The following is a 24,108-nucleotide window of genomic DNA, read 5'->3' on the forward strand; positions in this document are numbered from 1 at the left end:
GGTCGGCCCCGCACCGGGGCAGCCGGGGCCCACGCGGCGCGCCGCCGGGCCGCAGCGTCCCGGGGCTTTGGCCGGCGAGCCGCGGATGCTGGCCAGGATCCGGGCGCTGCTGGCCAAGGCCGAGTCCACCGAGTTCCCGGAGGAGGCCGAGGCGCTGACCGCCAAGGCCCAGCAGCTGATGGCCCAGCACAGCATCGACGAGGCGCTGCTGGCCGCCGCCGGGGCCGACCGGAACACCCCGGCGGCGCTGCGGATCGGCGTGGACAACCCGTACGAGGGCCCCAAGACGATGCTGCTGGACGCCGTCGCGGCCGCGAACCGGTGCCGGGTGGTGTGGGCGAAGGAGTTCGGCTTCTGCACCGTGATCGGCTTCGACGGGGACCTCGACGGCGTCGAGCTGCTCTACACCTCGCTGCTGGTGCAGGCCACCCACGCGCTCAACAAGGCCGGCTCCCGCAAGGACTCGCGCAGCAAGGCCTTCCGGCAGTCCTTCCTGGTCGCCTACGCGGCGCGGATCCGCGAACGGCTGACCGCCGCCACCGAGCGGGCCACCAGCGCCGCCGCGGCCGGCCGGCACCTGCGCGAGGACGGCACCGAGGAGCAGTTGCGGCCGGACGAGCGGCTGCTGCCCGCGCTGGCCGCCCGCTCGGCCGCGGTGGACGACGAGGTCGGCCGGCTGTTCCCGAAGCTGGTCTCGCAGCGGGTCCGGGTCAGCGACGGCGAGGGCTGGGCGGCCGGGCGGGCCGCGGCCGACCGCGCGGCGCTGCACGGGCGGGGCGAGATCCACAACTGACGCCGCGCCTGATAGAAACGACCCCGCCACGAACGAAGGGGGATTCGACGTGACGGAGTCGGCGGCGGAGTCGGGATACCGGGACCGGGTGCGCGGTGCGCTGCTCGGCGGCGCGATCGGCGACGCACTGGGCTGGCCGGTGGAGTTCCAACAGCTCCACCAGATCCAGGACCGCTTCGGTCCACAGGGCGTGACCGCGCTGCCGTCCGGAAGCACCGGGCCGGTGGAGGTCACCGACGACACCCAGATGACGCTGTTCACCGCCGAGGGCCTGATCCGTGGATTCGTCCGAGGCTGGTCGGGCGGCGGCGGCTCGGTGCCGGAGGCCGTGCACGGCGCCTACCGGCGCTGGCTGCGGACCCAGTACCAGCCCGAGCCGGACACCGGACCGCAGCCGCACCCGTACGACGGCTGGCTGCTCGGCCGGCCGTTCCTGTACGCGCGGCGGGCGCCGGGCAACGCCTGCCTCAGCGGGGTGTCCGAGCACCCGGTGTTCGAGGCGCCGTCCCCGATCGGGAGTCCGGGGCCGATCAACCCCGGCTCCAAGGGCTGCGGTTCGGTGATGCGCTCGGCGCCGTTCGGGCTGGCCCGGCTCGGCGTCGAGCAGTCCTTCGGGCTGGCCGTGCAGTGCGCCCAGCTCACCCACGGGCACCCGACCGGCTACCTGGCGGCCGGCGCCTTCGCGGCGCTGATCGAGCGGCTGGCGGGCGGGACGGAGCCGTGGGCGGCGGTCGGCGAGACGGTGGAGCAGATCCGCGAACTGCCGAAGTCCAAGGAGACCGTCCAGGCGCTGGCCCGGGCGGTGCGGCTGGCCCAGGAGGCCGAGCCCTCGGCGGAGACGGTGGAGCGGGTCGGGCTCGGCTGGATCGCCGAGGAGTGCCTGGCCATCGCGGTGCACTCGCTGCTGGCGGCCACCCTCGACCCCGACCCGGTGCGCACCGCGCTGCTACTGTCGGTGAACCACTCCGGGGACAGCGACTCCACCGGCGCGGTCTGCGGCAACCTGGTCGGGGCCGCGTACGGCGCCTCGGCGCTGCCCGCCGACTGGGCGGGGGCGGTCGAGGGCCGGGCCGAGCTGCTGACGGTCGCGGACGACCTGCTGGTGCTGTTCGGCAGCCGCGATCCGGGCCACCCGGCGCTCGGCGGGCGTTACCCGGCCTGGTAGCTCCCGCCCGCGCCTGCCCGCCTCGGGGCGGGTGTCCGGGGGCGGCTGCCGGGGGCGGGTGTCCGGGGGCGGCTGCCCGGCCGGGTGGTGGCTACTTCGCCTGCGGGTCGGTGACCTGACCGAGGAACAGCGGCCGCCCGGTGGCGGTGTCCCGGATCAGGAACAGGAACGGCCGGTCGATGTGCAGCTCGGCGGGCTGGCGCGGGGACGGCGCCGCCGCCCCGGAGACCACGGCGCCGCTGCCGGCCGCCGCGACCGTACCGCCCTCGTCGACCTCGATGGTGGCCTTCTGCAGCACCGGGCCCAGGACCAGCGGATCCGGGGCGATGCCGCCGAAGTCGGCCTTCGCGAAGGCCGCGTGGACACCGAGCGAGCGCAGCGCGGGGCTCAGCTCGTTCGAGGTGTCGAAGTGGAAGCGGGGCAGCTGGAGGTCGACGGGCTGCTCGGCGAGGGCGCCGAGGATCCGGTCGAGCTGGGGCTGGTCCAGCCCCTTGGTGAAGGCCGCGAAGCCGCCCTGCGCGGGGACGATCAGATCCATCGCCAGGGTGCCGCCCGCGTACGGTAGTTCGACGGCCTGCCAGGGCTCGCCGGCGATCCCGCCGGAGCCGTCGGCGTACTTGAGGTCGTCGTGCCGGCTCATGGTCGGGACGGCCGGGGTGGAGCCGTCGAGCCGGTGGAAGGGGCGGTCGGCGGTGTTCGCGGGCTTGAACTCGGTGGCCCACTCGGCCTTGAGGTAGAGCGCGTCGGTGAGGACCAGCCGGGTGTCGGCGGTGATCGCGTTCGGCGGGACGAGGTCCTTGATCCGGCCGTCGGTGGTCTTCTCCACGGCCGCGTTGATCGCCTTGCGGACGTCCTCCGGGTTCTTCGCGAAGTCGGTGGTGTGCACCCCGGCGTCGAAGGCGCCGGCCAGGGTGGCCAGGTAGTCCGGTGCGACGGCCGCGCCCTGCTTCGTCCAGGCCTGGTCGCTCTGGCGCAGGGTGAGCCCGTCGGTGGCCGGGCCGGGGCGGTTCAGCGCGCCGGCGGCGAAGGCGTACTGCTTCGGGTCGAGGTCGGTGTGCAGGGCCTTGGCCAGTTCCTCGGCGGTGGCGCCGCGCGCGCCGGGCAGCAGCATCCCGAGCAGGGTGGCCAGGCCGGCGGGCGAGACCACCAGGTTGTGGCCGGCGCCGGCCGGGTCGGCGGCGAGGGTGTGCAGGAGGTCCAGGCCGAAGGCGTCGGTGGCCTTGGCGGTGGCGGCCACCTGGGCCGGGTCCACGGGGGGCCGACCGGCCGGCGCGGAGGCCCGCAGTTCTCCGGTGGCGGCGGCTCCGGTGCTGCCGCAGCCGCCGATCAGCGGCGCGGCGAGGGCGGCGGCGAGGAGCAGCGCCGCGGGGCGGCGGGGCGGGCGACGACGGGTTCCGGTGCGGCTTTTCGTCATGGCCCTTCGACGCGGCGCCCCGGAATCGGGTTCCGGGGCGCCCCGCCCGGGGTTCCGGGTCAGTCCCAGAGCGCGCCGAGTTCCAGCAGCTCGTCCCGGTACTCGATCCGCTCGACCCACTCCGCGGGCCAGACCGCCTCGCCGTGGTGGGCGCCGGCGAAGGCGCCGGTCAGACAGGCGAGCGAGTCGGAGTCGCCGCTGGAGTAGGCGGCCCGGCGGACGGCGGCCACCGGGTCGTCGGGCAGCAGCAGGAAGCAGAGCAGGCCGGTGCCGAAGGCCTCCTCGGCGACCCAGCCCTCGCCGGTGGCCAGGCAGGGGTCGGCCTCGACGTCGGGTGCGGCGAGCGCGGCCTCCAGCTGGTCGAGCACCTTGAGGCAGTCGTCCCAGCCGCGGGCGAGGACGGCCTGCGGGGAGGTGCCGTACCAGCGCTCGGCGAGGTCGCCGAGCCAGAACGCGTCGTACCGCTCACGGCCCGCCAGCGCGTACGCCCGCAGCACCGCGGGCAGGGCGGCGGGCGGGAGGCCGTCGGCGAGCTCGCGCACGGCGTACGCGGTGAGGTCGCTGGCGGCGAGCGCGGTCGGGTGGCCGTGGGTGAGCGCGGACTGCAGCTGGGCGGCGCCGGAGAGCTGCCGGGCGTCCAGTTCGCGGATCAGGCCGACCGGGGCGACCCGCATGTTGGCGCCGCAGCCCTTGGAGCCGACGTCGCTGGCCTGCTGCCAGCGGTACGCGTCGTGGCTGAGCCGCTCGCAGGCGCGCAGGCAGGTCATGCCGGGGGCGCGGTTGTTCTCCGGGGAGCGCCACCAGTCGACGAACTCCTCCCGGACCGGCCGTTCCAGGCGCTGCGGGGTGAGCGGCCCACGCGCCAGGGCGGTGCGCAGGCCGCGGCCGAGGGCGAGCGTCATCTGGGTGTCGTCGGTGACCAACGCCTTCGCCGGCAGCGGGAGTCGCCGCCAGTCCGGGTGGTCGGCGGCGATCTGCTCGACGCTCCTGAACTCGGTCACCCGGCCCATCGCGTCGCCGATCGCCAGCCCCAGCAGCGCGCCCGTCGCCTTGCCCACGGCCTTCTCCCCCGTCTAGACCTCGACCAGCAGTTCGCTGAGCCCGCGGATCACGTAGCCCGGGTTCCACTCGGGCTCGCGGACCAGCCGCAGGCCCGGGGCCCGGCGCAGCAACGTGCCGTAGGACTCGGTGAGTTCCAGTCTGGCAAGAGGAGCGCCCAGACAGAAGTGGATTCCGGCGCCGAAGGTGATGTGCGGGTTGTCGGTGCGGCCGAGGTCGAGGCGGTCGGGGTTGGCGAAGCGCTCCGGGTCGCGGTTGGCGGAGCCGAAGAGCAGGGCGATCTCGGCGCCGCGCGGGATGGTGACGCCGCGGACCTCGACGTCCTCCAGCACCCAGCGTTCGAACATCTGCAGCGGGGTGTCCCAGCGCATCAGCTCCTCGACGGCGGTGGGCAGCAGTCCGTCCACCGAGCCGCGCAGCCGGGCGAGTTCGCCGGGGTGGCGGAACAGCGCCCACCAGCCGTTGCCGGTGGTGTTGACGGTCGCCTCGTGGCCGGCGTTGAGCAGCAGCACGCAGGTGGAGACCATCTCCTGCTCGCTGAGCGCGTCGGAGCCTTCCTGGGCCTGGATGAGCGCGCTGATCAGGTCCTCGCCGGGGGCCGCCCGGCGCTCGCGGATGAGGGCGCGCAGGTAGTCGGAGAACTCGATGCTGGCGGTGACGGCCCGGCGGGCGGTCTCCTCGCTCGGGTTGAGCTCGAACATCCCGGTGATGTCGGCGGACCAGGGGCGCAGCAGGTGCCGGTCGGCCTCCGGCACGCCGAGCATCTCGGCGATCACGGCGACCGGCAGCGGTTCGGCGACGGCGGAGATGAGGTCGCCGCCGCCGGCCGCGAGCAGCCCGTCGACCAGTTCGCCGGCGAGGCGCCGGACGGTGGGCCGCAGCCCCTCGACCATGCGCGGGGTGAAGGCCTTGGAGACCAGCCGGCGGATCCGGGTGTGGTCGGGCGCCTCCAGGTCGAGCAGCCCGTGGTCGTTGAGGGTGTGGAAGGGCTCGTGCGCCGGATCGGGCTCGGGGCGGCCGAACTCCTGGTGGCTGAACCGGTGGGTGTAGGTGCGGCCGAGCCGCCGGTCGCGCAGCAGGGCGCTGACGTCCTCGTGGCGTGAGACCAGCCACTGGTTCGTCGGCTCGTGGTACGTCACCGGCGCGTGCTCGCGCAGCTCGGCGTACGCGTCGTACGGGTGGGCCACGAACGCCGCCGACCAGGGGTCGAACTTCGCCGTCGTCGTCATCGCTCGATCACTCCAGGCCGTGAGGGGACGCCGGAAGGATCATCGTACGCACGCGGTACATCCGTAAAGAGACCCTTCCGACCCGTCCGACCGCCGCCCCTCAGACCCCTTCCAGCACCAGCCGCCGCACCAGCTTCGGCAGCGCGGTGGAGATCGGCTCCCGGATCACCTCGGTCGCGGCCACGTCGTACGGCGTCTCCTCGCCGTTCACGATGATCAGCTTCGCCCCGCTCCTCACCGCGTTGTACGGCAGCCCGGCCACCGGGAACACCTGGAGGCTGGTGCCGACCGCGATGAACAGGTCGCAGGCCCGGGCGATCGAGTCGGCCTGGCCGAGCACCTCCTGGTCCAGGTTCTCGCCGAACATCACGATCCGCGGCTTCAGGATCCCCCCGCACGCCCGGCAGTGCGGATCCGGCTCCCCCGCCTCGATCCGCGCCAGCGCGTCCGCCATCGAGCCGACCACCCGGCAGCTCAGGCACTGGGTCTCCCGGACGTTGCCGTGCAGTTCGAGCACCTTGCGGGCGGTCAGGCCGGCCCGCTGGTGCAGCCCGTCGATGTTCTGGGTGAGCACCCGCAGCGGCAGCCCGGAACGCTCCAGGTCGACCAGCGCCCGGTGCCCGGCGTTCGGCTCGGCCGCCAGCGCGCCGGTCTCCAGCCGCATCCGCCAGGCCCGCTCGCGCACCGCCCGGTCGTCCCGGTACGGGCCGATGGTGACCAGCTCCTCGGCCGACGGGTCCTTGCGCCAAAGTCCCTGCGGGCCGCGGTAGTCGGGGATGCCGGAGTCGGTCGAGATGCCCGCGCCGGTGAGCACGGCGATCAGGGGGCGCTTCGCGTTCATACCCCGGACGGTACGGGCGCCGGGCCACCCGGGCCACCGAAAATCCGGGTGCGCCCGGCCAACTCCGGCCGCACACTGGGCCGGTCACGCACCGTCGCCGCGAAGGAGCCCCGTGCAGGGAGCAGTCAGCGTCTCGCCCGCCCAGATCCCCGAGCTGCTGCTCGGCCTGGCCACCGTCCGCCCGGTGTTCCTCTGGGGCGCCCCCGGGATCGGGAAGTCCTCCCTGGTCAGGGCGTTCGCCGAGTCGCTCGGCCTGGACTGCGTGAGCCTGGTCGGCACCCAGCTCGCCCCGGAGGACCTGATCGGCGTCCCCCAGCTCACCCCCGAGGGCCGCTCCCGGTTCTGCCCGCCCGAGCAGATCGCCCGCGACGAGCCGTACCTGCTGTTCCTGGACGAGCTCAACGCGGCCTCGCCGGACGTCCAGAAGGCCTTCTACTCGCTGATCCTGGACCGCCGGATCGGCTCCTACGAGCTGCCGCCCGGCTCCATCGTGATCGGCGCCGGGAACCGCGCCACCGACGGCGCGCTCGCCCGCCCGATGGCGTCCGCGCTGGTCAACCGCATGGTCCACGTCCATCTGCGGGCCAGTGCCGAGGACTGGCTGCGCTGGGCGGCCGGCGCCGGGATCCACCCCTGGATCGTCGACCACCTCACCGACCGGCCCGACCACCTGTGGTCCGCCCCGCCCAAGACCGAGGAGCCGTTCTCCACCCCGCGCGCCTGGCACATGCTCTCCGACGCGCTGCACTCCTTCGGCCCCACCCTGGACGAGGCGACCCTCAAGGTCGTCGCCTACGGGCTGCTCACCCCGCAGCACGCGATCGCCTTCTGCGGCTACGCGAAGATCGTCCGCAACTCCTACGGCCTGGAGGCCATCCTCAAGGGCGACGCCCGCTGGCCGCACCGGCTGGAGGACCGCGACCTGCTCTACTACCTGGCCGACGCCTTCCGCGGCCGGCTGGTCAAGGAACTGCCCGCCGGCAAGGAGCACGCCTCCGGGGCGCAGCGGCAGACCGCCTTCCGCGCCAAGTCGCTGCTGGTGCAACTGGCCGAGATCTCGGTGGAGGTCGCCCAGACGGTGATCGCCGACGGCTCGGACGGCAACCCGGTGCTGCCCTCCTGGTTCCTGATCGAGGCCGCCCGGGACATGCCCCGGCTGGTCGAGGCCCGCCGGTGAAGCGCGCCCAGGCCGACCGGAAGAAGCCCGACCCGGGCGCCGAGGCCTTCGCCGAGGGCGTCCGGCTGCTGCGCCGCAACCCGGCCTTCGCCGCCCTGCGCGCCGACGTCTGCCGCACCGAGGAGTGCACCACCGCCCCGCCGGACGGCTGGGCGGTGGCCGACTCCAACGGCACCCTGCACGTCAACCCGCGCCGCCGGGCCGAACCCGAGGAGTGGGCCTGGGCGCTGGCGCACTGCCTGCTGCACCTCGGCTTCGGCCACCTCCCGAGCGCCGGCGGCACCCGGACCCAGCCCGACGCGTACCAGGCCGCCGCCCGCTGCGCGGTGGTCAACCGCTTCCTCGCCACCTTCCCGGTCGGCCGCGCCCCGGTCGCCCTCCCCCAGGAGTACCCGGGCGGCGACGAAGAGGAACTGGCCGCCCGCTGGCGCCGCGACGGCCTGCCCGCGGTCGACGCCGCCGGGACGGCCGGCACCGCCGAGCGCGACCAACTGCTGGTCGAGTGGCGCGGCTACGGGCAGCCCGACGACTGGTCGGCGGCCTTCGCCGCCGCGCTCACCCGCACCATGTCCGCCGCGATGGACCGGGCCGGCGGCCGGATCGACGCCGCCACCGGCGAACGCCTGCCCCAGCGGCCCTGGAACCGGGCGCTCAACTGGTTCGTCTCCTCGTACCCGCTGCTCGGCGGCATCGCGGCCGGCCTCACCGTGGTCGCCGACGCCGAACTCGCCCGGGCCCACGACATCGCCGTGGCCGCCGTCAACGCCGAGGCCGCCGAGATCTACGTCAACCCGCTGCGCCACTACTCCGACGAGGAGTGGCGGTTCATCCTCGGCCACGAGATCCTGCACGCCGCCCTGCGGCACGGCGAGCGCCGCGGCGGGCGGGACCCGTTCCTGTTCAACGTCGCCGCCGACTACGTCATCAACGGCTGGCTGCTGGAGATGGGCGTCGGCGAGATGCCCGACGGGCTGCTGCACGACCCGCAGCTGAAGGGCCTGTCGGCCGAGGAGGTGTACGACCGGATCGCCCGCGACCAGCGCCGGATCCGCCGCCTCGCCACCCTCGCCGGGAAGAACCGCCCGGACATCCTCGGCGAGCAGCTGGGAGCGCCCCGGGACTACGTGGACCTCGACGACTTCTACCGGCGCGGCCTCCAACAGGGCTTCGAACTGCACCAGCGCGAACGCGGCCTGCTCCCGGCCGGGCTGGTCGAGGAGATCCGCGCACTCGCCCACCCGCCGCTGCCCTGGGACGCTCGACTCGCCCGCTGGTTCGACGAGTTCGTGCCCCGGCCGGAACCGGTGCGCAGCTACTCCCGCCCGGCCCGGCGGCAGTCCGCCACCCCGGACATCCCCCGGGCCGGCCGCTACCACCCCGAGGAGGAGGTGCCGCGCTGCACCTTCGGGGTCGTCCTGGACACCTCGGGCTCGATGGACCGCACGCTGCTCGGCAAGGCGCTCGGCGCGATCGCCTCCTACGCCGCCGCCCGGGACGTCCCGGCCGCCCGGGTGGTGCACTGCGACGCCGCCCCGCACGACGCCGGGTACCTCCCGGTCGAGGAGATCGCCGGGCGGCTGCGGGTGCACGGGCGCGGCGGCACCGTCCTCCAGCCGGGCATCGACCTGCTGGAACGGGCCGAGGACTTCCCGCCCGGGGCGCCCGTCCTGGTGATCACCGACGGCGAGTGCGACGTGCTGCGGCTGCGCCGCGAGCACGCCTTCCTCGTCCCGCGCGGAGCCGGACTGCCGTTCACCCCGCGCGGGCCGGTGTTCCGGATGACCTAGGCCCGTCGCCAAGGCCTTCACCAGGGCCCTCGCCAGAGCCCTCGCCAGAGCCTTCGTCAGGCCCGTCGTCAGGCCAGCGCCGTACGGGGCGCCGCGCCGAGCCGGACCAGCGGGGACAGGGCCACCAGGTAGCAGGCGGCGGCCAGCGGGATGAAGGCCAGGTCGGCCCCCGAGGCGACGGTCCCGAGCAGCATCAGCACCGGGCTCCACCAGCGCAGCGCCCGGCCCGCGCCCACCGAGGCCGCGACCAGCAGCGCCAGCAGACCGACGTAGAACAGCAGCGGGCCGACCTGGTAGACGGCCGGGAGCACCCCGGGGACGTCCTGCACCCGCTGGAACAGCCGCACCTGCTCGCCCTTGTCCGCCGCGGCCAGGCCGACGCACAGGTCGATCCCGATCTGCACCAGCGAGGCCGCCAGGCCCGCGAAGGCCGTCCCCAGCGCGGCGTTCGCGGCCAGCCGCCCGCCGGTGGTGCCGCGCGGGGCGAGCAGCCGGCGCAGGGCCAGCAGCACCGGGGCGAACAGCAGCAGGCCGGCGAACATCGCGGTGTGCCCGGTGGTCCAGCCGAGGCCGGGCTCGCGGGAGCCGGGCACCAGGCGGATGCCGCCGTAGAGGGCCATCAGCGCCGGGGCGCCGACGGCGGCGTAGCAGGCGGCGCGGCTGGTGCGGTTGGCGCGGCTGGTGCGGCTGGCGTTCATACGAGGTTCTCCCGTGGTGTCCGTGGCCCGAGTCCGTGGCCCGTGTCCCGTTCCGACACCCCAGAGCCTCCCGGCCGGGCCCCTCGTCGCGGATCGCCCGCACCGGCGAATCCGGCCCCTCCCCCGCGCGGGGGAGTGCCTCAGGAATCCCCCGCCACCACCGCCCCGGCCTCGTACGCGAACACCACCGCGTGCACCCGGTCGCGCAGCCCGAGCTTGCTCAGCACATTGCTGACGTGCGTCTTCACGGTGTGCTCGCTGACCACCAGTTCGGCCGCGATCTCCGCGTTGGACAGCCCGCGCGCGATCAGCCGCAGCGTCTCCTGTTCGCGCGCCGTCAGCTGCTCCAGCAGCCTGGACGGCGGCCGCACCGCCCGCTCCCGGCCGCCCGGCCGGCGGGCGGCGAACTCGCCGATCAGCCGCTTGGTCACCGAGGGCGCCAGCAGCGCCTCCCCCGAGGCCACCATCCGCACCCCGTGCGCCAGGTCGTCCCGCCGGACGTCCTTCAGCAGGAAGCCGCTGGCACCCGCGTACAGCGCGTCGAAGACGTAGTCGTCGATGTCGAAGGTGGTCAGCATGATCACCTTGGTGGCCGGGAACTCCTCGCACACCCGGCGGGCCGCCTCCAGGCCGTCCATCACCGGCATCCGGACGTCCAGCAGCAGCACGTCCGGCTTGTGCGCGCGCACCGCCTCGACGGCCTCGGCGCCGTCGCAGGCCTCGGCCACCACCTCGATGTCCGGCTGGGCGTCCAGGATCATCCCGAACCCGGCCCGCACCAGCTCCTGGTCGTCCGCGACCACCACCCGTATCGGCGTCATCCGCCCACCCTCTCCACCACACCCGCCGGCCCCAGCGGCAGCCGGGCACTCACCAGGAAACCCCTGCCCTCCGGCCCCGGACCGGCCTCGGCCCGGCCGCCGCAGGCCGTCGCCCGCTCACGGATGCCGACCAGCCCGCGCCCGCCGGACCAGCCGGCCACCATGCGATCGGCGGTCAGCGGCACCCCGCGGCCGTTGTCGGAGACCACCACCTCCAGCACCTCTCCGGCGCGCCGCACCCGGATCGCGACCCGGTCGGCCCCGGCGTGCTTGACGGTGTTGGTCAACGCCTCCTGCACGATCCGGAACGCGGCCGCCTCCACGTCCACCGGCAACCCGCCCAGCCCGTCCGCGAGTTCGAGGTCCACCCGCAAACCGGCCTGGCGCACCCGCTCGGCCACGTCGGCGAGTTCGGCCAGCCGGGGCTGCGGCGCCAGCTCCCGCTCGGCGTCCGGGTCCTTCAACACCCCGAGCACCCGCCGCAGTTGGACCATCGCGTCCCGGCCCGCGTCGGCGATCGTGTCGAAGGCGCGGATCGCCCGGTCCGGGTTGCCGCGCACCACCAGCGGCCCCGCCTCGGCCTGGATGACCATCAGCGACACCGCGTGCGCCAGGATGTCGTGCATCTCCCGGGCGATCCGGGCCCGCTCCTCGGCGACCGCCCGGGCCGCCTCGCTGGCCGCCCGCACCCCGGCCTCCCGCGCCCGCTCCGCCTGCATCCGGGCCAGCTCCCGCTGGGTGCGCACCAGGGCCCCGAAGACGAAGGAACCGCCCGAGGTGAGCACGCTGAACAGGGCGCCGTTCGGCGAGTGGGTGCCGACCACGTTGGCGGCCACCACCACCGCCAGCACCGACCAGCGCTGCCGGTCCGGGAAGCGCTCCGCCACCGTGTACATCCCGATCACCGCGTACAGCGGCACCTGCGGATTCGCCGAGTGCGCCACCACCGACAGCACCAGCGAGGGCGCGCTGCCCACGATCAGCGCGGTCAGCGTGGCACGGCGCCGCCACGGCAGGAACAGCGCGGTGGACCCCGCCAGCATGTACACCCACCAGGGCCAGTCCGTGTCGTCGTTGTAGACCGACCAGAGCGACACCGCCGCCGAGCAGACCGCCAGGAAGGTGTCCAGCACGTACGGGCTCAGCCCGGCCGTGCGGCTCCGCCAACGCACCGCGCGCTCCACCGTCGTACCTCCCCCGTACCCGGGGAACCCGCCCCCGCGGAGAAGATCATGCCCTACCGGCAGAACGTCCGGCACCGCCCGGTCAGACACCGCTGACCGTCACACCGCCGGTCTCCGCCCGGGCGGTGATGGTGTGCGCCGCGTCCGCCTGCGAGGGGACACCCACGTCCGCGCCGCCCTCCTGCGCCCGGGCGTTCACCGCGTACGCCTCCCCGGACGGCACCTTCAGCCGCACCCCGCCGTTGCCGACCTCGGCGTCCAGGGTCGTCGGCGCCGCCGCGAAGTCGGCCCGCACCCCGCCGTTGGTGGCGCTCAGGTGCGCTGTGGGGGAGGTCAGCCCGGTCGCCTCGACCCCGCCGTTCTCCACCGCGGCGTCCACCTCGGCCGCCAGCCCGACCAGCCGCACCCCGCCGTTCTCCTCCTTGATCCGCACCTTGGTGCCGGCCGGCACCTGCACCGTGTAGCCGACCCCGCAGGAGTCGCACGAGTACCCCAGCCGCAGCACGCCGTCCTTCACCTCGTGGGTGGTCTTCGGCGCGCTCCCCCGGTAGCTCTGCCGCTCGACGACCCGCACCGAGTCCCCGGTGCCGGTCACCACCACGCCGCCGTTCTCCGCCTCGACCACCAGCTCCTTGACCTGCCCGGCCACCCCGTAGTCGACCGTCCGGTGCTCGTCGTCGCCCCAGAACGGCAGACACCCCTGCATCCCCAGCACCACCGCCGCCGTGATCGCCACCGCGCCCAGCACCCGCTTCATGTCCGGCCCCCTTCGCAAGCCCCGTCATCCCGACACCGAGAACCCTCCCGCGACCGGCCCCCGCCGCACCTCCCTCGCCGGAGCGGTTCCCCCGGCTCCCCCGCGAGGGGGATGACGGGCAATTCGCGGATTCACCGGCGCGGCGGCCGCTCCGCCGGTAGCTTGTTTGCCCGCGCTCAACCTCCCAGGGGCTCACCCCCCAAGGCTCAACCTCCCAAGGCTCAACCTCACGGAGCTCAGCCTCCCAAGGGCTCAACCTCCCCGAGCTCGACCTCCCCGGCCCCACCGCGCCGAGGCGAAGACAACGAGGGCTGATCAGGAATGGCCAACACGCCGCCGGGCGGACCAGGTCCCGCGACCGGTCACGGCCTCGACGACCGCGTGCCCTTCCTGGCCCGGCTCGACCCCGCCGACCGCGCCGCCCTGCTCGCCCTCGGCCACCGGCTCACCTACCCCGCACGCTCCACCACGCTGCGCGAGGGCGAACCCTCCGACCACGTCCTGCTCGTCCTGCACGGCTGGCTCAAGGTGACCGCCCTCGCCGAGAACGGGTACGAGGCGCTGCTCGCCCTGCGCGGACCGGGCGACATCGTCGGCGAGTCCGCCGCCCTCAGCGGCCGGCCCCGGGCCGCCACCGTCACCGCGCTGGAACGGGTCGAGGCCGCCGCCGTCGACCGCGCCGCCTTCACCGCCTACCTCCAGCGCACCCCCGCCGCCTCGATGCAGCTGCTGGCCCTCTCCACCGACCGGCTGCGCGCCGCCGACCACCACCGGCTCAAGTTCGCCTCGCTGAGCGTCAGCGAACGGCTCGCCGACCTCCTGCTGGAACTCGCCCGCACCCACGGCCGCCGCACCGACGCGGGCATCGTCGTCTCCGTCCCGCTCAGCCAACAGGAGCTGGCCGGCTCGGTCGGCGCCTCCCGGGAGGCCGTCGCCCGGCTGCTCAAGTCCCTGCGGGAGCGCGGCATCGTCGCCACCAGCCGCCGCTCCCTGGTCATCGCGCGCCCCGACCTGCTCCGGAGGCCCGGTCAACTCCGCTGATCCGCACAGGGGTTCTGTGCACACCGTCACAGAGCGAGTACCTCAACGGCGCTCACGCCGGGACGCCCGCAACGGGCAGGCTGAGCCGCGAAGACCAACCGAGAGGCGACCATGACCGATCCGGTGAACCACACCATCCTGCTGCTGGACATCGAACAGTTCGGCCGGCGGGACGACGTCGAGCAGGCCTTCATGCGCCGCATGCTCTACTCCGTCCTGCACGAGACGCTGCGCAGCGCAGGGGTCGAACCCGCCGACCAGCGCCTGGAGGACCGTGGCGACGGCGTGATGGTCCTGATCAGCCCCACCGTTCCCAAACCCCGGCTGCTGCACGCACTGATCAACGAGACCCCCGTCCTGCTGCACGCCAACAACCGCCTCGCCGCCGACAGCGCCCGGGTACGGCTGCGGATCGTGCTCGCCTCCGGCGAGGTCGCCGTCCAGGAACTCGGCGGAGCCCTCGGCGGCGCCGTCGGCTGGGACCTCAACCAGGCCTTCCGGCTGCTCGATTCGACCCCCCTGCGCGCCACCCTGCGGGCCCTGGACGAGCCCTGCGTGCTCGCCGTGTCCGACCCGCTCTACCAGGGCATCGTCCGGCACGGCCACGGCGGCCTGGCGCCGGAGGCGTTCCACCGGGTCACCGTCCGGGGCAAGGAGGGCGACTTCCCGGCCTGGCTGCACGCCGTACCCGCCCCGGCCGACGACCCGATCCCGGCCGCCGCCCCGGTCCCCCAGGGGGTCCAGGAACCCCAAGGGATCCAGGAACCCCAACAGGCCCAGCAGGCCCAGCAGGCCCAGCAGGCCCCCGCCACCTTCCAGTTCCTCGGCGGCACCCCGACCTTCGGCGGCAACCTGATCGGCGGCGACCAGCACATCGTCTCCGGCGGCCAGGTCCACGGCGACGTCAACACCGGCAACACCGTCGGCGGCGACCGATGACCGCCACCGCCGAGGCGGACGCCGCCGTCCCCGACGAGGACGACCGCCAGGAGGCCCCACCCGAGGAGCCCCAGAACGCCTACGAGGCCGTCCAGGAACTGCTGGAACACGTCCCGGACTCCTTCGCCGGCCGCAACTACCTCTTCGCCGGCGGCGATCCCAGCTTCGGCGGCAACCTCGTCGGCGGTGACGAGCACGTCGTCTCCGGCGGCCAGGTCCACGGCGACGTCGTCACCGGCCACAAGACCACCGTGTACCAGCTCGGCGCCGCCTTCGGTGCTCCGCTGCACGCCTCCGGCGAGGTGCCGGCGGAAGAGCTGGACGCTCTGGACAAGGTCTTCCGCCCCGGACCGCACTTCCACGAGGCCGTATGCGTACTGGAGGAGCAGCGGGTCCTGATCCTCACCGGGCGGGCCGACACCGGCCGCCGCTCCGCCGCTCTGATGCTGCTTCGAGGAACGGGCGCCGATCGGATCCGCAACCTCGACCCCGATGTCTCCCCCACCGCTCTGCTGACCGGCGCGGAACCGTCCCAGGGCTACCTGCTCACCGACTACACGCCGTCCCGCACCCGCCCTCTGCTCCGATCCGACCTCGACCGCCTCCGCGAGATCCTTGCCAAACAGGACGGCTACCTGGTCATCACCACCATCCGGTCCGACGCGATCCGCGAACTCCCCACCGTCGACTGGCAACCGCCCGACCCCCGGGACGTGCTGTTCAGGCACGTAGCCCGACTGCGACAGCTCGCCCTGACCCCGTTGGTCGACGAGCTGCTCGCCCTTGACCCCGTTCGGGTGTTCCTGGCACAGAACCGGCCGATGCGGGAGATCGCCGAGTTCGCCGGCGCGCTGGCCGCGTACTCGTCCACGACGGACCAACCATCGGACATCGCCAAGTTCGGCCACGGCATCATCCAGGACCAGGTCGGCCGCTGGTTCGGCGACGACGGACTCCACCTCCGGGAGAAGGCGTTCCTGATCTCCCTGGCCGTCTTCGACCACGCCCCCTACACCCTGGCCGCCGAGTGCGCCGACAAGCTGTTCCGCCGACTGGAGACGATCCGCACCCCCGGACGGCCCGACGGCATCCCGCCCTTCGGCAGCTCGATCGAGGAGCGGATGGCCCTCGCCCGGGCCGAACTCACCGAGGAGACCGAGCAGACCCCCTGGGGCCCGGTCCCCCAGCGGATGGCGTCCTTCCAGGACCCCCGCACCTCCCCCACCCTGCTGCGCGAGGTCTGGACGAGCCACCCCTCGGCCCGCCCCGCGATCACCGGTTGGCTGAACGCGCTGGCCACCGACTCCCGCGCCCTGGTCCGGGCCCGGGTGGCCTCCACCACCGCCCTGCTGGCCTCCGTCGACCTCTCCGCCACCATGAGCGGCCTGCTCGGTCCCTGGTCCGGCGCCAAGGACTTCCGGCTCTGCCTCCAGGCCGCCAACAGCCTCGCCCTGGCCTACCACGCGGGCACCGCGGCCGTCCCTCGCATCCTGCGCGGCTGGGCCGGTGACGACAGCGCCCGCCGCCGCTGGACGGCCATCCGCTGCTACGCCCTGCTCGGCCCGCTGCTGCCGGCCCAGGCCCTGGAGGCCTTCGCGCTGGCCGCCGAACGGCTGAGCGCCGAGGAGCTGGACCAGCTCGCGGCCAGGTTCCAGCTCGACCCGCACGCTCCGGAGCAGCCCGACCGCTTCCAGGTGCTCGGCCTGCTCGAAGCGGCCGAACTGCTGCTGCTCTCCGCCGAGGCGGAGCAGGCTCTGCGCGCTCTGGTCCGCTGGCTCTCCGGGTCGGGTCAGCTGCGGCAGCTGGCCCTGGCGACCTTCCTGACCGCCGCCCGGCGCACCGAGGACGGTGCGCTGGGCCGGCCGCTGCTGCTCGACTGGTACGCCCGCAGCCCGCGCCCCGAGCCGGGGGGCGTGGTCAGCGTCACGCTGCTGCCCGGCCCCGAGGAGTCCGCGCCGGTCCGCTCACTGCTGGTCGCCCTGTGGCGCACGGCACTCGACGACCGCCTCTACCGCGACGCCGCCCTGGGCGTGCTGCGCGGCTGGCTGACCGGTGCCGCCGACCAGCCGGAGACCACCGCCCGGCTCACCGAACTGTTCGACGACCTGGCCGTCACCGAGCGCGACCGCCAGCGGCTGGACCACCTGGTCCGCACCGTCCGTCGAGGCCCCACCGGCGGCCCTGCCGCGCCGGCCCTGCCCGGCGGCTGAGGCCGCACCACCCGAACCGACGACCCGTCCCGATCCTGGAGCACCCGCGCATGTCGGCACGACACCGCCCCGACCTCCCCGCCGGCGACCTCATCGACCCGGTCCTGAAGGTCCACCCGCTGGGCCGCGCGCTCGGCCTGCCCAAGCGGCCGGACGCCCGGGCCGACTCCGCCCTGGTCCTGACCACCCCGTCCGGCGAGCACCAGGTCTTCCTGCCGCCGCACCGCCCGGGCTTCAGCGATCTGGTCGGCCGGGGCTACCAGGCCGCGTTCGAGATCGACCTCGGCCTGCACCACCTGCGGATGACGGAGCGGCTGCCCGGCCGGGACGACGTCGGCGCCTTCGAGGCCGTGGTGGAGGTCGACTGGCAGGTCGCGGCCCCGGAGCTGGTGGTGGCCGGCCGGATCGGTGACGTCCCGGCCCTCCTCGTCCCCCGCATCCGGCAGCGGATGCGGGCGGTCACCCGCGGCCTCACCACCGACCGGAGCGGCGAGGCCGAGACCGCCGTCCAGCAGGCGCTGGACGAGTACCCGGTCGCCGAGGCCGAGGGCCTGCGGGTGCGCTGCGCCGTCCAGTTGGACATCGACCAGGCCGCCCGCGACCAGAAGGAGCGGCTGCGCGGCTACCACTTCGACACCCAGGCCCACCCGCACGCCCTCCGGCAGGTCCAGGAGGCGAACGAGATCCTCGCCGCGAAGGCGACGTTCTACCAGTACCACCTGGAGCAGGGCGGGGTGACCGCCTGGGCCCTCCAGGTGGCCGCCCACCCCGAGGACCTGCCGCGGGCCCTCGGCTACCTCAAGGACGAGCAGCAGGAGCTGGTCCAGGGCCAGCTCCACGTGATCCAGCGGCTGCTCGACCAGAACGCCCTGGAGGACTTCGAGTTGGAGGGCCCGCGCCGGGACGCGAAGGCCGCGCTCGAAGCCATCCTGCGCCACCGGCCCGCCGGCCCGGACGCACCCCGGCTCGACAAGGGCCCGAACCCTCCGCTGTCGCAGTGAACCCGAGGAGCCCCACCGTGCCCGCCCCTCCCGCCACCGGCCCGATACCGCCACCGCCCGGCACCGCGCTGCTCGCCGAGCTGCGCACCGAGATCGCCCGCGCGGACAGCAAGGCCGCCGTCCTGGTCGCCGCCCTCGGCGTCATCGTCGGGGTGCTCGGCGGCCTGCTCACCAGCACCGGCTGGGCGCCGCAGCGACTCTCCGGCGCCGCCGAGGTGTTGCTGGCGCTCGGCGGCCTCGGCATCGCCGTCTCGCTGGTCGCGCTGCTGTTCGCGGTGCTGCCCCGGTTCCGGCGCAGCACCTGGCGCCCGGGCCGCCCGCTCGGCTACTTCGGGGACATCCGGCTGGCCGCCGAGCAGGGCCTGCTCGCCGACGCGCTGGCCGACACCGAGGAGTTGGCCGCCGAGGCCGTCCGCGCCGCGCTCGCGGAGAACAGCCTGATCGCCTCGCGGAAGCACTCCTGGGTCCGGATCGGCATCCTCGCCTTCGGCGTCGGCCTGTTCCCGCTGGTCACCGCCCTGTTCCTGGGCTGACCCGGCTCCCGCACCACCCGTCCCGCACCGTCCTGCACCGTCCCGCTCCGTCCAGCACCGTCCCGCTCCGTCCAGCACCGCTCATCACCGTACGGACGCCGCCGCCGCGCGCGTCCCGGCCCCGAGGACCTCGCCATGACCGAACCGACCTACCCGGACACCCCGCCGCCGCAGTACCCCGCCGGTCCCCCGCCCCAGTACCCGACCGTCCCGCCGCAGCACCCGCAGGCCGCTCCGCCGTACCCGACCACGGTCCCGCCGCAGTACCCCAGCGCCGCTCCGCAGTACCCGACCACGCCCCCGCCCCAGTACCCCAGCACCCCCGTCCCGCCCCAGTACGCACCCCCCGCCCACCCCCGGCAGCACCCCCAACACCCCCCGAAGCAGCCACCCCACGTCCCCGCCCAGGGCTTCGCCCCGCCGCCCGCCCCACCGCGGCCGCCGCTCCTCGACCCCACCGTCGACATCGACCCGCACACCGGCCGGATCCACCTGGCCGCCCGCCAGCGCGGCGCCGACGCGACCGCGGTCGGCCAACTGCTGCTGCAGCTCCCGCACTTCCTGTGCAGCCTGCTGGTCGTCACGCTGGTCTCGCTGTTCCTCCCCGAGCCGCTGAACCTGGTGCTGATCGGCCTCTGGATCGCCTCCGGCGCGCTGGTCTTCCACCGCCCGACGGAGAAGGTCCTCGCCCGCTACCTGTTCCGGATGCGTCCGGCGCTGCACTCGGAGCTGACCAGGCTGGAGCCGATCTGGCACCAGGTGACCGCCAAGGCGGGGGTGAACCCGGAGGCGTACGACCTGTGGATCGAGGACCACAAGGCCGTCAACGCCACCGCGGCCGCCGGGCACATCGTCGGGGTCACCCGGTACGCGCTGGAGACCCTCCCCGACGCCCAGCTGGCCGCCGTGCTCGCCCATGAGCTCGGCCACCACCGCGGCGGGCACGCCTGGGCGACCCTGCTCGGCTACTGGTACTCGATGCCGGCCCGGATCGCCTGGGCGGTCTTCCGGATCGCGGCGGTGATCGCGTTCCGGATCGCCTCGGTGTTCTCGCTGCTCGGCGCCCTCGTGGTCGGGCTGGTCGCGATCGTCCTGGTGGTGGCCGTGGCCGTGTCCTTCCCGCCGCTGCTGCTGGTCGTGGTCACGCCGTACCTGCTCGCCGCGGTCGGCCGCCGCTCCGAGCTGCGGGCGGACGTCCAGGCCGCCGAGCTGGGGTTCGCCGACGCCATGATCGAGGTCTTCCACGGCTTCCTGCGGGACGAGGAGCAGGCCCTGGCGATCGCGGCGCGGGAGAACGGGGGCCGCGCCGTCCGGCCGGGCCTCGGCCAGCGGCTGCTGTCCAGCCACCCGGACACCCACACCCGGATCCGCCGCCTGGAGGACTGGCGCGCGGCCACGGCCGCCGCCACCCATCGCTGAGCCGAGCCGAGCCGAGCCAAGCTGAGCCAAGCCGAGCCGAGCCGAGCTCCAACAGCGCCGAGCAGACCGGCGCGAAAACGCCGCAGGGCGGCCACCCCGTGAGGGGTGACCGCCCTGCGATCAGTGACGCTCGACTCAGCCGGTGTACGGGCCGTAGTCGTAGTCGTCCAGCGGAACCGCCTGGCCGGAGCCGGCGCCGAAGGGCGACAGGTCGTAGTCGTCGTAGCCGACGGCCGAGTACATGGCGGCCTTGGCCTCCTCGGTCGGCTCGACCCGGATGTTGCGGTAGCGGGGCAGACCCGTACCGGCCGGGATGAGCTTACCGAGGATGACGTTCTCCTTGAGGCCCAGCAGCGGGTCCGACTTGGCGTGGATCGCCGCGTCGGTGAGCACCCGGGTCGTCTCCTGGAAGGAGGCGGCCGACAGCCAGGACTCGGTGGCCAGCGAGGCCTTGGTGATACCCATCAGCTGCGGACGGCCGGAGGCGGGGTGACCGCCCTCGGCGACCACACGACGGTTCTCGGTCTCGAAGCGGCCGCGCTCGACGAGCTCGCCCGGGAGCAGCTCGGCGTCGCCCGACTCGATGATCGTCACGCGGCGGAGCATCTGCCGGATGATGATCTCGATGTGCTTGTCGTGGATCGACACGCCCTGCGAGTTGTAGACCTTCTGGACTTCGGCGACCAGGTGGATCTGGACGGCACGCTGGCCCATGATGCGCAGCACGTCGTGCGGGTTGGTGGCACCCATGGTCAGCTTCTGGCCGACCTCGACCGCCTCGCCCTCGCTGACGAGCAGCTTGACGCGCTTGGAGACCGGGTAGGCGATCTCCTCGCTGCCGTCGTCCGGCGTGACGACGATCTTGCGGGTCTTCTCGGTGTCCTCGATCCGCGCCCGGCCGGTGGCCTCGGAGATCGGGGCCACACCCTTGGGGGTACGGGCCTCGAAGAGCTCGACGACACGCGGCAGACCCTGGGTGATGTCGTCACCGGCCACACCACCGGTGTGGAAGGTACGCATGGTCAGCTGGGTGCCGGGCTCACCGATGGACTGGGCGGCGATGATGCCGACCGCCTCACCGATGTCGACCAGCTTGCCGGTGGCCAGCGAGCGCCCGTAGCACATGGCGCAGGTGCCGACGGCCGACTCACAGGTCAGGATCGAGCGGGTCTTGACCTCGCCGATGCCGTGGCGGATCAGCTCGTCGATCAGCACGTCACCGAGGTCGGTGTTCGCGGTGGCCAGCAGCTTGCCGTCGACGGTGATGTCCTCGGCGAGCATGCGGGCGTAGACGCTGGTCTCGACGTCGTCGGCCTTGCGCAGCACGCCGTCGGCGCCCACGGAACCGATCGCCAGCTTCAGGCCGCGCTCGGTGCCGCAGTCCTCCTCGCGAATGATGACGTCCTGGGAGACGTCGACCAGACGACGGGTGAGGTAGCCGGAGTCGGCGGTACGGAGGGCGGTGTCGGCCAGACCCTTACGGGCACCGTGGGTGGAGATGAAGTACTCCAGCACGGTGAGACCCTCACGGAACGACGCCTTGATGGGTCGCGGGATGGTCTCGTTCTTGGCGTTCGACACCAGACCACGCATACCGGCGATCTGGCGCATCTGCATCATGTTTCCACGAGCACCCGAGTCGACCATCATGAAGATGGGGTTCGTCTTCGGGAAGTTCTCGTTCATGGCCTCGGCGACCTCGTTGGTCGCCTGGGTCCAGATGCCGATGAGCTCCTGCTTGCGCTCGTCGTTGGTGATCAGGCCGCGCTCGTACTGACGCTGGACCTTCTCCGCCTTCGCCTCGTAGCCCTCCAGGATCTGGGGCTTGTTCGGCGGGACGACGACGTCCGAGATGGAGACGGTGACACCCGAGCGGGTCGACCAGTGGAAGCCGGCCGCCTTCAGGTTGTCCAGGGTCGCCGCGACGACGACCTTGGGGTAGCGCTCCGCCAGGTCGTTGACGATCGCGGAGAGCTGCTTCTTGCCCACCTCGTAGTCGACGAACGGGTAGTCCTCGGGCAGCAGCTCGTTGAAGAGCGCGCGGCCCAGGGTGGTGCCGAGGCGGAAGGGCTCGCCGTCGAACCAGTTCGACTGGCCATCCTCGTCCACCGGCGGGGTCCAGCCGCGGGGCGGGACGGTGCCGGCGCCGAGGCGCAGCTCGATCGGGGCCTGGACGTCCAGCTCGCGGGCGTCGAAGGCCATGATCGCCTCGGCGGTCGACGAGAAGGTGCGGCCGGCGCCCTTCACGTTGTCGCGGTCCGAGGTCAGGAAGAACAGACCGAGCACCATGTCCTGGGTCGGCATGGTGACGGGGCGACCGTCGGCCGGCTTCAGGATGTTGTTCGAGGACAGCATCAGGATGCGGGCCTCGGCCTGCGCCTCCGCGGAGAGCGGCAGGTGGACGGCCATCTGGTCACCGTCGAAGTCCGCGTTGAACGCGGTGCAGACGAGCGGGTGGATCTGGATGGCCTTGCCCTCGACCAGCTGCGGCTCGAAGGCCTGGATGCCGAGGCGGTGCAGGGTGGGCGCACGGTTCAGCAGGACGGGGTGCTCGGCGATGACCTCTTCGAGCACGTCCCACACGACCGGGCGGGCACGCTCGACCATGCGCTTGGCCGACTTGATGTTCTGCGCGTGGTTCAGGTCGACCAGGCGCTTCATCACGAACGGCTTGAAGAGCTCCAGCGCCATGGCCTTGGGCAGACCGCACTGGTGCAGCTTGAGCTGCGGGCCGACGACGATGACCGAACGGGCCGAGTAGTCGACTCGCTTGCCGAGCAGGTTCTGGCGGAAGCGACCCTGCTTGCCCTTCAGCATGTCGCTGAGGGACTTCAGGGGCCGGTTGCCCGGGCCGGTGACCGGACGGCCGCGGCGGCCGTTGTCGAACAGCGCGTCGACGGCCTCCTGGAGCATGCGCTTCTCGTTGTTCACGATGATCTCGGGGGCACCGAGGTCGAGCAGGCGCTTCAGGCGGTTGTTGCGGTTGATGACGCGGCGGTACAGGTCGTTCAGGTCGGAGGTCGCGAAACGGCCACCGTCCAGCTGCACCATCGGACGCAGGTCCGGCGGGATGACCGGGACGCAGTCCAGGACCATGCCGTTGGGCTTGTTGCTGGTCTGCAGGAACGCGGAGACGACCTTGAGGCGCTTGAGCGCACGGGTCTTCTTCTGGCCCTTGCCGGTGCGGATGATCTCGCGGAGACGCTCGGCCTCCTCCGCCAGGTCGAAGGTCTCGAGGCGGTCCTTGAGGGCCGCCGCGCCCATCGAGCCGGAGAAGTAGGTGCCGAAGCGGTCGCGCAGCTCGCGGTAGAGCAGCTCGTCGCCCTCGAGGTCCTGGACCTTGAGGTTCTTGAAGCGGGCCCACACCTCGTCGAGGCGGTCGAGCTCGCGCTGCGCACGGTCGCGCAGCTGCTTCATCTCGCGCTCGGCGCCCTCGCGCACCTTGCGGCGCACGTCGGCCTTGGCGCCCTCGGCCTCCAGCTCGGCCAGGTCGGTCTCGGCCTTCTTGGCACGGCCTTCGAGGTCGGAGTCGCGACGGTTCTCGATCTGCTGGCGCTCGACCGAGACGTGCGCCTCCAGGGACGGCAGGTCGCGCTGGCGGCGCTCGTCGTCGACCCAGGTGATCATGTAGGCGGCGAAGTAGATGACCTTCTCGAGGTCCTTCGGCGCCAGGTCGAGCAGGTAGCCGAGGCGGGACGGCACACCCTTGAAGTACCAGATGTGGGTGACCGGGGCGGCCAGCTCGATGTGGCCCATCCGCTCACGGCGCACCTTGGCGCGGGTCACCTCGACGCCGCAGCGCTCGCAGATGATGCCCTTGAAGCGGACGCGCTTGTACTTGCCGCAGTAGCACTCCCAGTCCCGGGTGGGGCCGAAGATCTTCTCGCAGAAGAGTCCGTCCTTTTCGGGCTTCAGGGTGCGGTAGTTGATGGTCTCCGGCTTCTTGACCTCGCCGTGGGACCACTGGCGGATGTCGTCGGCGGTGGCCAGGCCGATGCGGAGCTCGTCGAAGAAGTTGACGTCAAGCACTGGTCGTCAAG

The 24,108-nt window shown here is 73.4% G+C and carries 19 protein-coding genes; 10 read left to right on the forward strand and 9 right to left on the reverse strand.

Annotated elements, in window-relative coordinates; translation table 11 throughout:
• Together BG452_RS34310 and BG452_RS34315 are read left to right on the forward strand one after the other, a co-directional pair.
• Positions 1-793: DUF2786 domain-containing protein (locus BG452_RS34310; protein ID WP_188308256.1), on the forward strand; the 793-nt coding region annotated here is incomplete at its 5' end.
• A gap of 49 nt (positions 794-842) precedes the next feature.
• Complete coding sequence (locus BG452_RS34315) at positions 843-1,958, forward strand: ADP-ribosylglycohydrolase family protein (protein WP_188308257.1); 1,116 nt, start codon at positions 843-845, stop codon at positions 1,956-1,958.
• A gap of 91 nt (positions 1,959-2,049) precedes the next feature.
• On the opposite strand, the gene BG452_RS34320 is transcribed toward BG452_RS34315, so the two are convergent.
• From BG452_RS34320 to BG452_RS34335, 4 genes are all read right to left on the reverse strand, one after another.
• Entirely contained in the window at positions 2,050-3,372 is a 1,323-nt protein-coding gene (locus BG452_RS34320; RefSeq protein ID WP_188308258.1) for a serpin family protein, read from the reverse strand.
• Positions 3,373-3,431: 59 nt separating this feature from the next.
• The gene (locus tag BG452_RS34325) at positions 3,432-4,430 is read right to left on the reverse strand and encodes an ADP-ribosylglycohydrolase family protein (protein ID WP_188308259.1); all 999 of its coding nucleotides are present in this window, start codon (positions 4,428-4,430) and stop codon (positions 3,432-3,434) included.
• A gap of 15 nt (positions 4,431-4,445) precedes the next feature.
• Entirely contained in the window at positions 4,446-5,660 is a 1,215-nt protein-coding gene (locus tag BG452_RS34330; RefSeq protein ID WP_188308260.1) for a cytochrome P450, read from the reverse strand.
• 100 nt (positions 5,661-5,760) lie between these two features.
• Positions 5,761-6,501 carry an SIR2 family NAD-dependent protein deacylase gene (locus BG452_RS34335; protein WP_188308261.1) on the reverse strand — a complete coding sequence of 247 codons (741 nt, stop codon included), beginning with the start codon at positions 6,499-6,501 and terminating at the stop codon, positions 5,761-5,763.
• A gap of 112 nt (positions 6,502-6,613) precedes the next feature.
• Between BG452_RS34335 and BG452_RS34340 the strand changes: the two genes are divergently transcribed.
• Both BG452_RS34340 and BG452_RS34345 read left to right on the forward strand, forming a co-directional pair.
• Entirely contained in the window at positions 6,614-7,678 is a 1,065-nt protein-coding gene (locus BG452_RS34340; protein WP_188308262.1) for an ATP-binding protein, read from the forward strand.
• Positions 7,675-9,465: a DUF2201 family putative metallopeptidase gene (locus BG452_RS34345; protein ID WP_188308263.1), complete on the forward strand. Its 1,791-nt coding sequence runs from the start codon at positions 7,675-7,677 to the stop codon at positions 9,463-9,465. Before BG452_RS34340 ends, BG452_RS34345 begins: the two co-directional genes overlap by 4 nt.
• A gap of 68 nt (positions 9,466-9,533) precedes the next feature.
• Here BG452_RS34345 and BG452_RS34350 read toward each other — a convergent pair whose 3' ends face one another.
• From BG452_RS34350 to BG452_RS34365, 4 genes are all read right to left on the reverse strand, one after another.
• On the reverse strand, positions 9,534-10,163 hold the full coding sequence (locus tag BG452_RS34350) for a hypothetical protein (RefSeq protein ID WP_188308264.1): 630 nt from the start codon (positions 10,161-10,163) through the stop codon (positions 9,534-9,536).
• A gap of 140 nt (positions 10,164-10,303) precedes the next feature.
• Entirely contained in the window at positions 10,304-10,984 is a 681-nt protein-coding gene (locus BG452_RS34355) for a response regulator (protein WP_188308265.1), read from the reverse strand.
• Complete coding sequence (locus BG452_RS47885; RefSeq protein ID WP_188308266.1) at positions 10,981-12,156, reverse strand: sensor histidine kinase; 1,176 nt, start codon at positions 12,154-12,156, stop codon at positions 10,981-10,983. Before BG452_RS47885 ends, BG452_RS34355 begins: the two co-directional genes overlap by 4 nt.
• Before the next feature lie 94 nt (positions 12,157-12,250).
• Positions 12,251-12,925, reverse strand: a complete 675-nt coding sequence (locus BG452_RS34365; RefSeq protein WP_188308267.1) for a DUF4097 family beta strand repeat-containing protein — start codon at positions 12,923-12,925, stop codon at positions 12,251-12,253.
• A gap of 321 nt (positions 12,926-13,246) precedes the next feature.
• On the opposite strand from BG452_RS34365, the gene BG452_RS34370 reads away from it, so the two are divergent.
• From BG452_RS34370 to BG452_RS34395, 6 genes are all read left to right on the forward strand, one after another.
• Positions 13,247-13,966 carry a Crp/Fnr family transcriptional regulator gene (locus tag BG452_RS34370; RefSeq protein WP_188308268.1) on the forward strand — a complete coding sequence of 240 codons (720 nt, stop codon included), beginning with the start codon at positions 13,247-13,249 and terminating at the stop codon, positions 13,964-13,966.
• Between the two features lie 111 nt (positions 13,967-14,077).
• Positions 14,078-14,905, forward strand: coding sequence for a hypothetical protein (locus tag BG452_RS34375; protein ID WP_188308269.1), 828 nt, complete (start codon positions 14,078-14,080; stop codon positions 14,903-14,905).
• Positions 14,902-17,115 carry a hypothetical protein gene (locus tag BG452_RS34380; RefSeq protein WP_188308270.1) on the forward strand — a complete coding sequence of 738 codons (2,214 nt, stop codon included), beginning with the start codon at positions 14,902-14,904 and terminating at the stop codon, positions 17,113-17,115. The genes BG452_RS34375 and BG452_RS34380 overlap by 4 nt, the downstream gene beginning before the upstream one ends.
• Before the next feature lie 50 nt (positions 17,116-17,165).
• Entirely contained in the window at positions 17,166-18,116 is a 951-nt protein-coding gene (locus tag BG452_RS34385) for a hypothetical protein (RefSeq protein ID WP_188308271.1), read from the forward strand.
• A 17-nt stretch (positions 18,117-18,133) separates the two neighbouring features.
• Positions 18,134-18,649 (forward strand): Pycsar system effector family protein, encoded by a 516-nt coding sequence (locus tag BG452_RS34390; RefSeq protein ID WP_317621365.1) that lies wholly within the window; start codon positions 18,134-18,136, stop codon positions 18,647-18,649.
• 135 nt (positions 18,650-18,784) lie between these two features.
• The gene (locus BG452_RS34395; RefSeq protein ID WP_188308272.1) at positions 18,785-20,068 is read left to right on the forward strand and encodes a M48 family metalloprotease; all 1,284 of its coding nucleotides are present in this window, start codon (positions 18,785-18,787) and stop codon (positions 20,066-20,068) included.
• A gap of 135 nt (positions 20,069-20,203) precedes the next feature.
• On the opposite strand, the gene BG452_RS34400 is transcribed toward BG452_RS34395, so the two are convergent.
• Positions 20,204-24,097, reverse strand: coding sequence for a DNA-directed RNA polymerase subunit beta' (locus BG452_RS34400; RefSeq protein ID WP_188308273.1), 3,894 nt, complete (start codon positions 24,095-24,097; stop codon positions 20,204-20,206).
• Positions 24,098-24,108: the final 11 nt, after the last annotated feature.

This window comes from Streptomyces sp. CBMA123 (assembly GCF_014596465.1).
Taxonomy (GTDB): Bacteria; Actinomycetota; Actinomycetes; order Streptomycetales; family Streptomycetaceae; genus Kitasatospora.

What these genes read in the sequence shown, in the direction of transcription:
- BG452_RS34350 (WP_188308264.1), bottom strand. Translation starts at nt 10,163, where the DNA reads ATGAACGCCAGCCGCACCAGCCGCGCCAACCGCACCAGCCGCGCCGCC.
- BG452_RS34335 (WP_188308261.1), bottom strand. Translation starts at nt 6,501, where the DNA reads ATGAACGCGAAGCGCCCCCTGATCGCCGTGCTCACCGGCGCGGGCATC.
- BG452_RS34330 (WP_188308260.1), bottom strand. Translation starts at nt 5,660, where the DNA reads ATGACGACGACGGCGAAGTTCGACCCCTGGTCGGCGGCGTTCGTGGCC.
- BG452_RS34320 (WP_188308258.1), bottom strand. Translation starts at nt 3,372, where the DNA reads ATGACGAAAAGCCGCACCGGAACCCGTCGTCGCCCGCCCCGCCGCCCC.
- BG452_RS34355 (WP_188308265.1), bottom strand. Translation starts at nt 10,984, where the DNA reads ATGACGCCGATACGGGTGGTGGTCGCGGACGACCAGGAGCTGGTGCGG.
- BG452_RS34375 (WP_188308269.1), top strand. Translation starts at nt 14,078, where the DNA reads ATGACCGATCCGGTGAACCACACCATCCTGCTGCTGGACATCGAACAG.
- BG452_RS34370 (WP_188308268.1), top strand. Translation starts at nt 13,247, where the DNA reads ATGGCCAACACGCCGCCGGGCGGACCAGGTCCCGCGACCGGTCACGGC.
- BG452_RS34395 (WP_188308272.1), top strand. Translation starts at nt 18,785, where the DNA reads ATGACCGAACCGACCTACCCGGACACCCCGCCGCCGCAGTACCCCGCC.
- BG452_RS34380 (WP_188308270.1), top strand. Translation starts at nt 14,902, where the DNA reads ATGACCGCCACCGCCGAGGCGGACGCCGCCGTCCCCGACGAGGACGAC.
- BG452_RS34365 (WP_188308267.1), bottom strand. Translation starts at nt 12,925, where the DNA reads ATGAAGCGGGTGCTGGGCGCGGTGGCGATCACGGCGGCGGTGGTGCTG.
- BG452_RS34385 (WP_188308271.1), top strand. Translation starts at nt 17,166, where the DNA reads ATGTCGGCACGACACCGCCCCGACCTCCCCGCCGGCGACCTCATCGAC.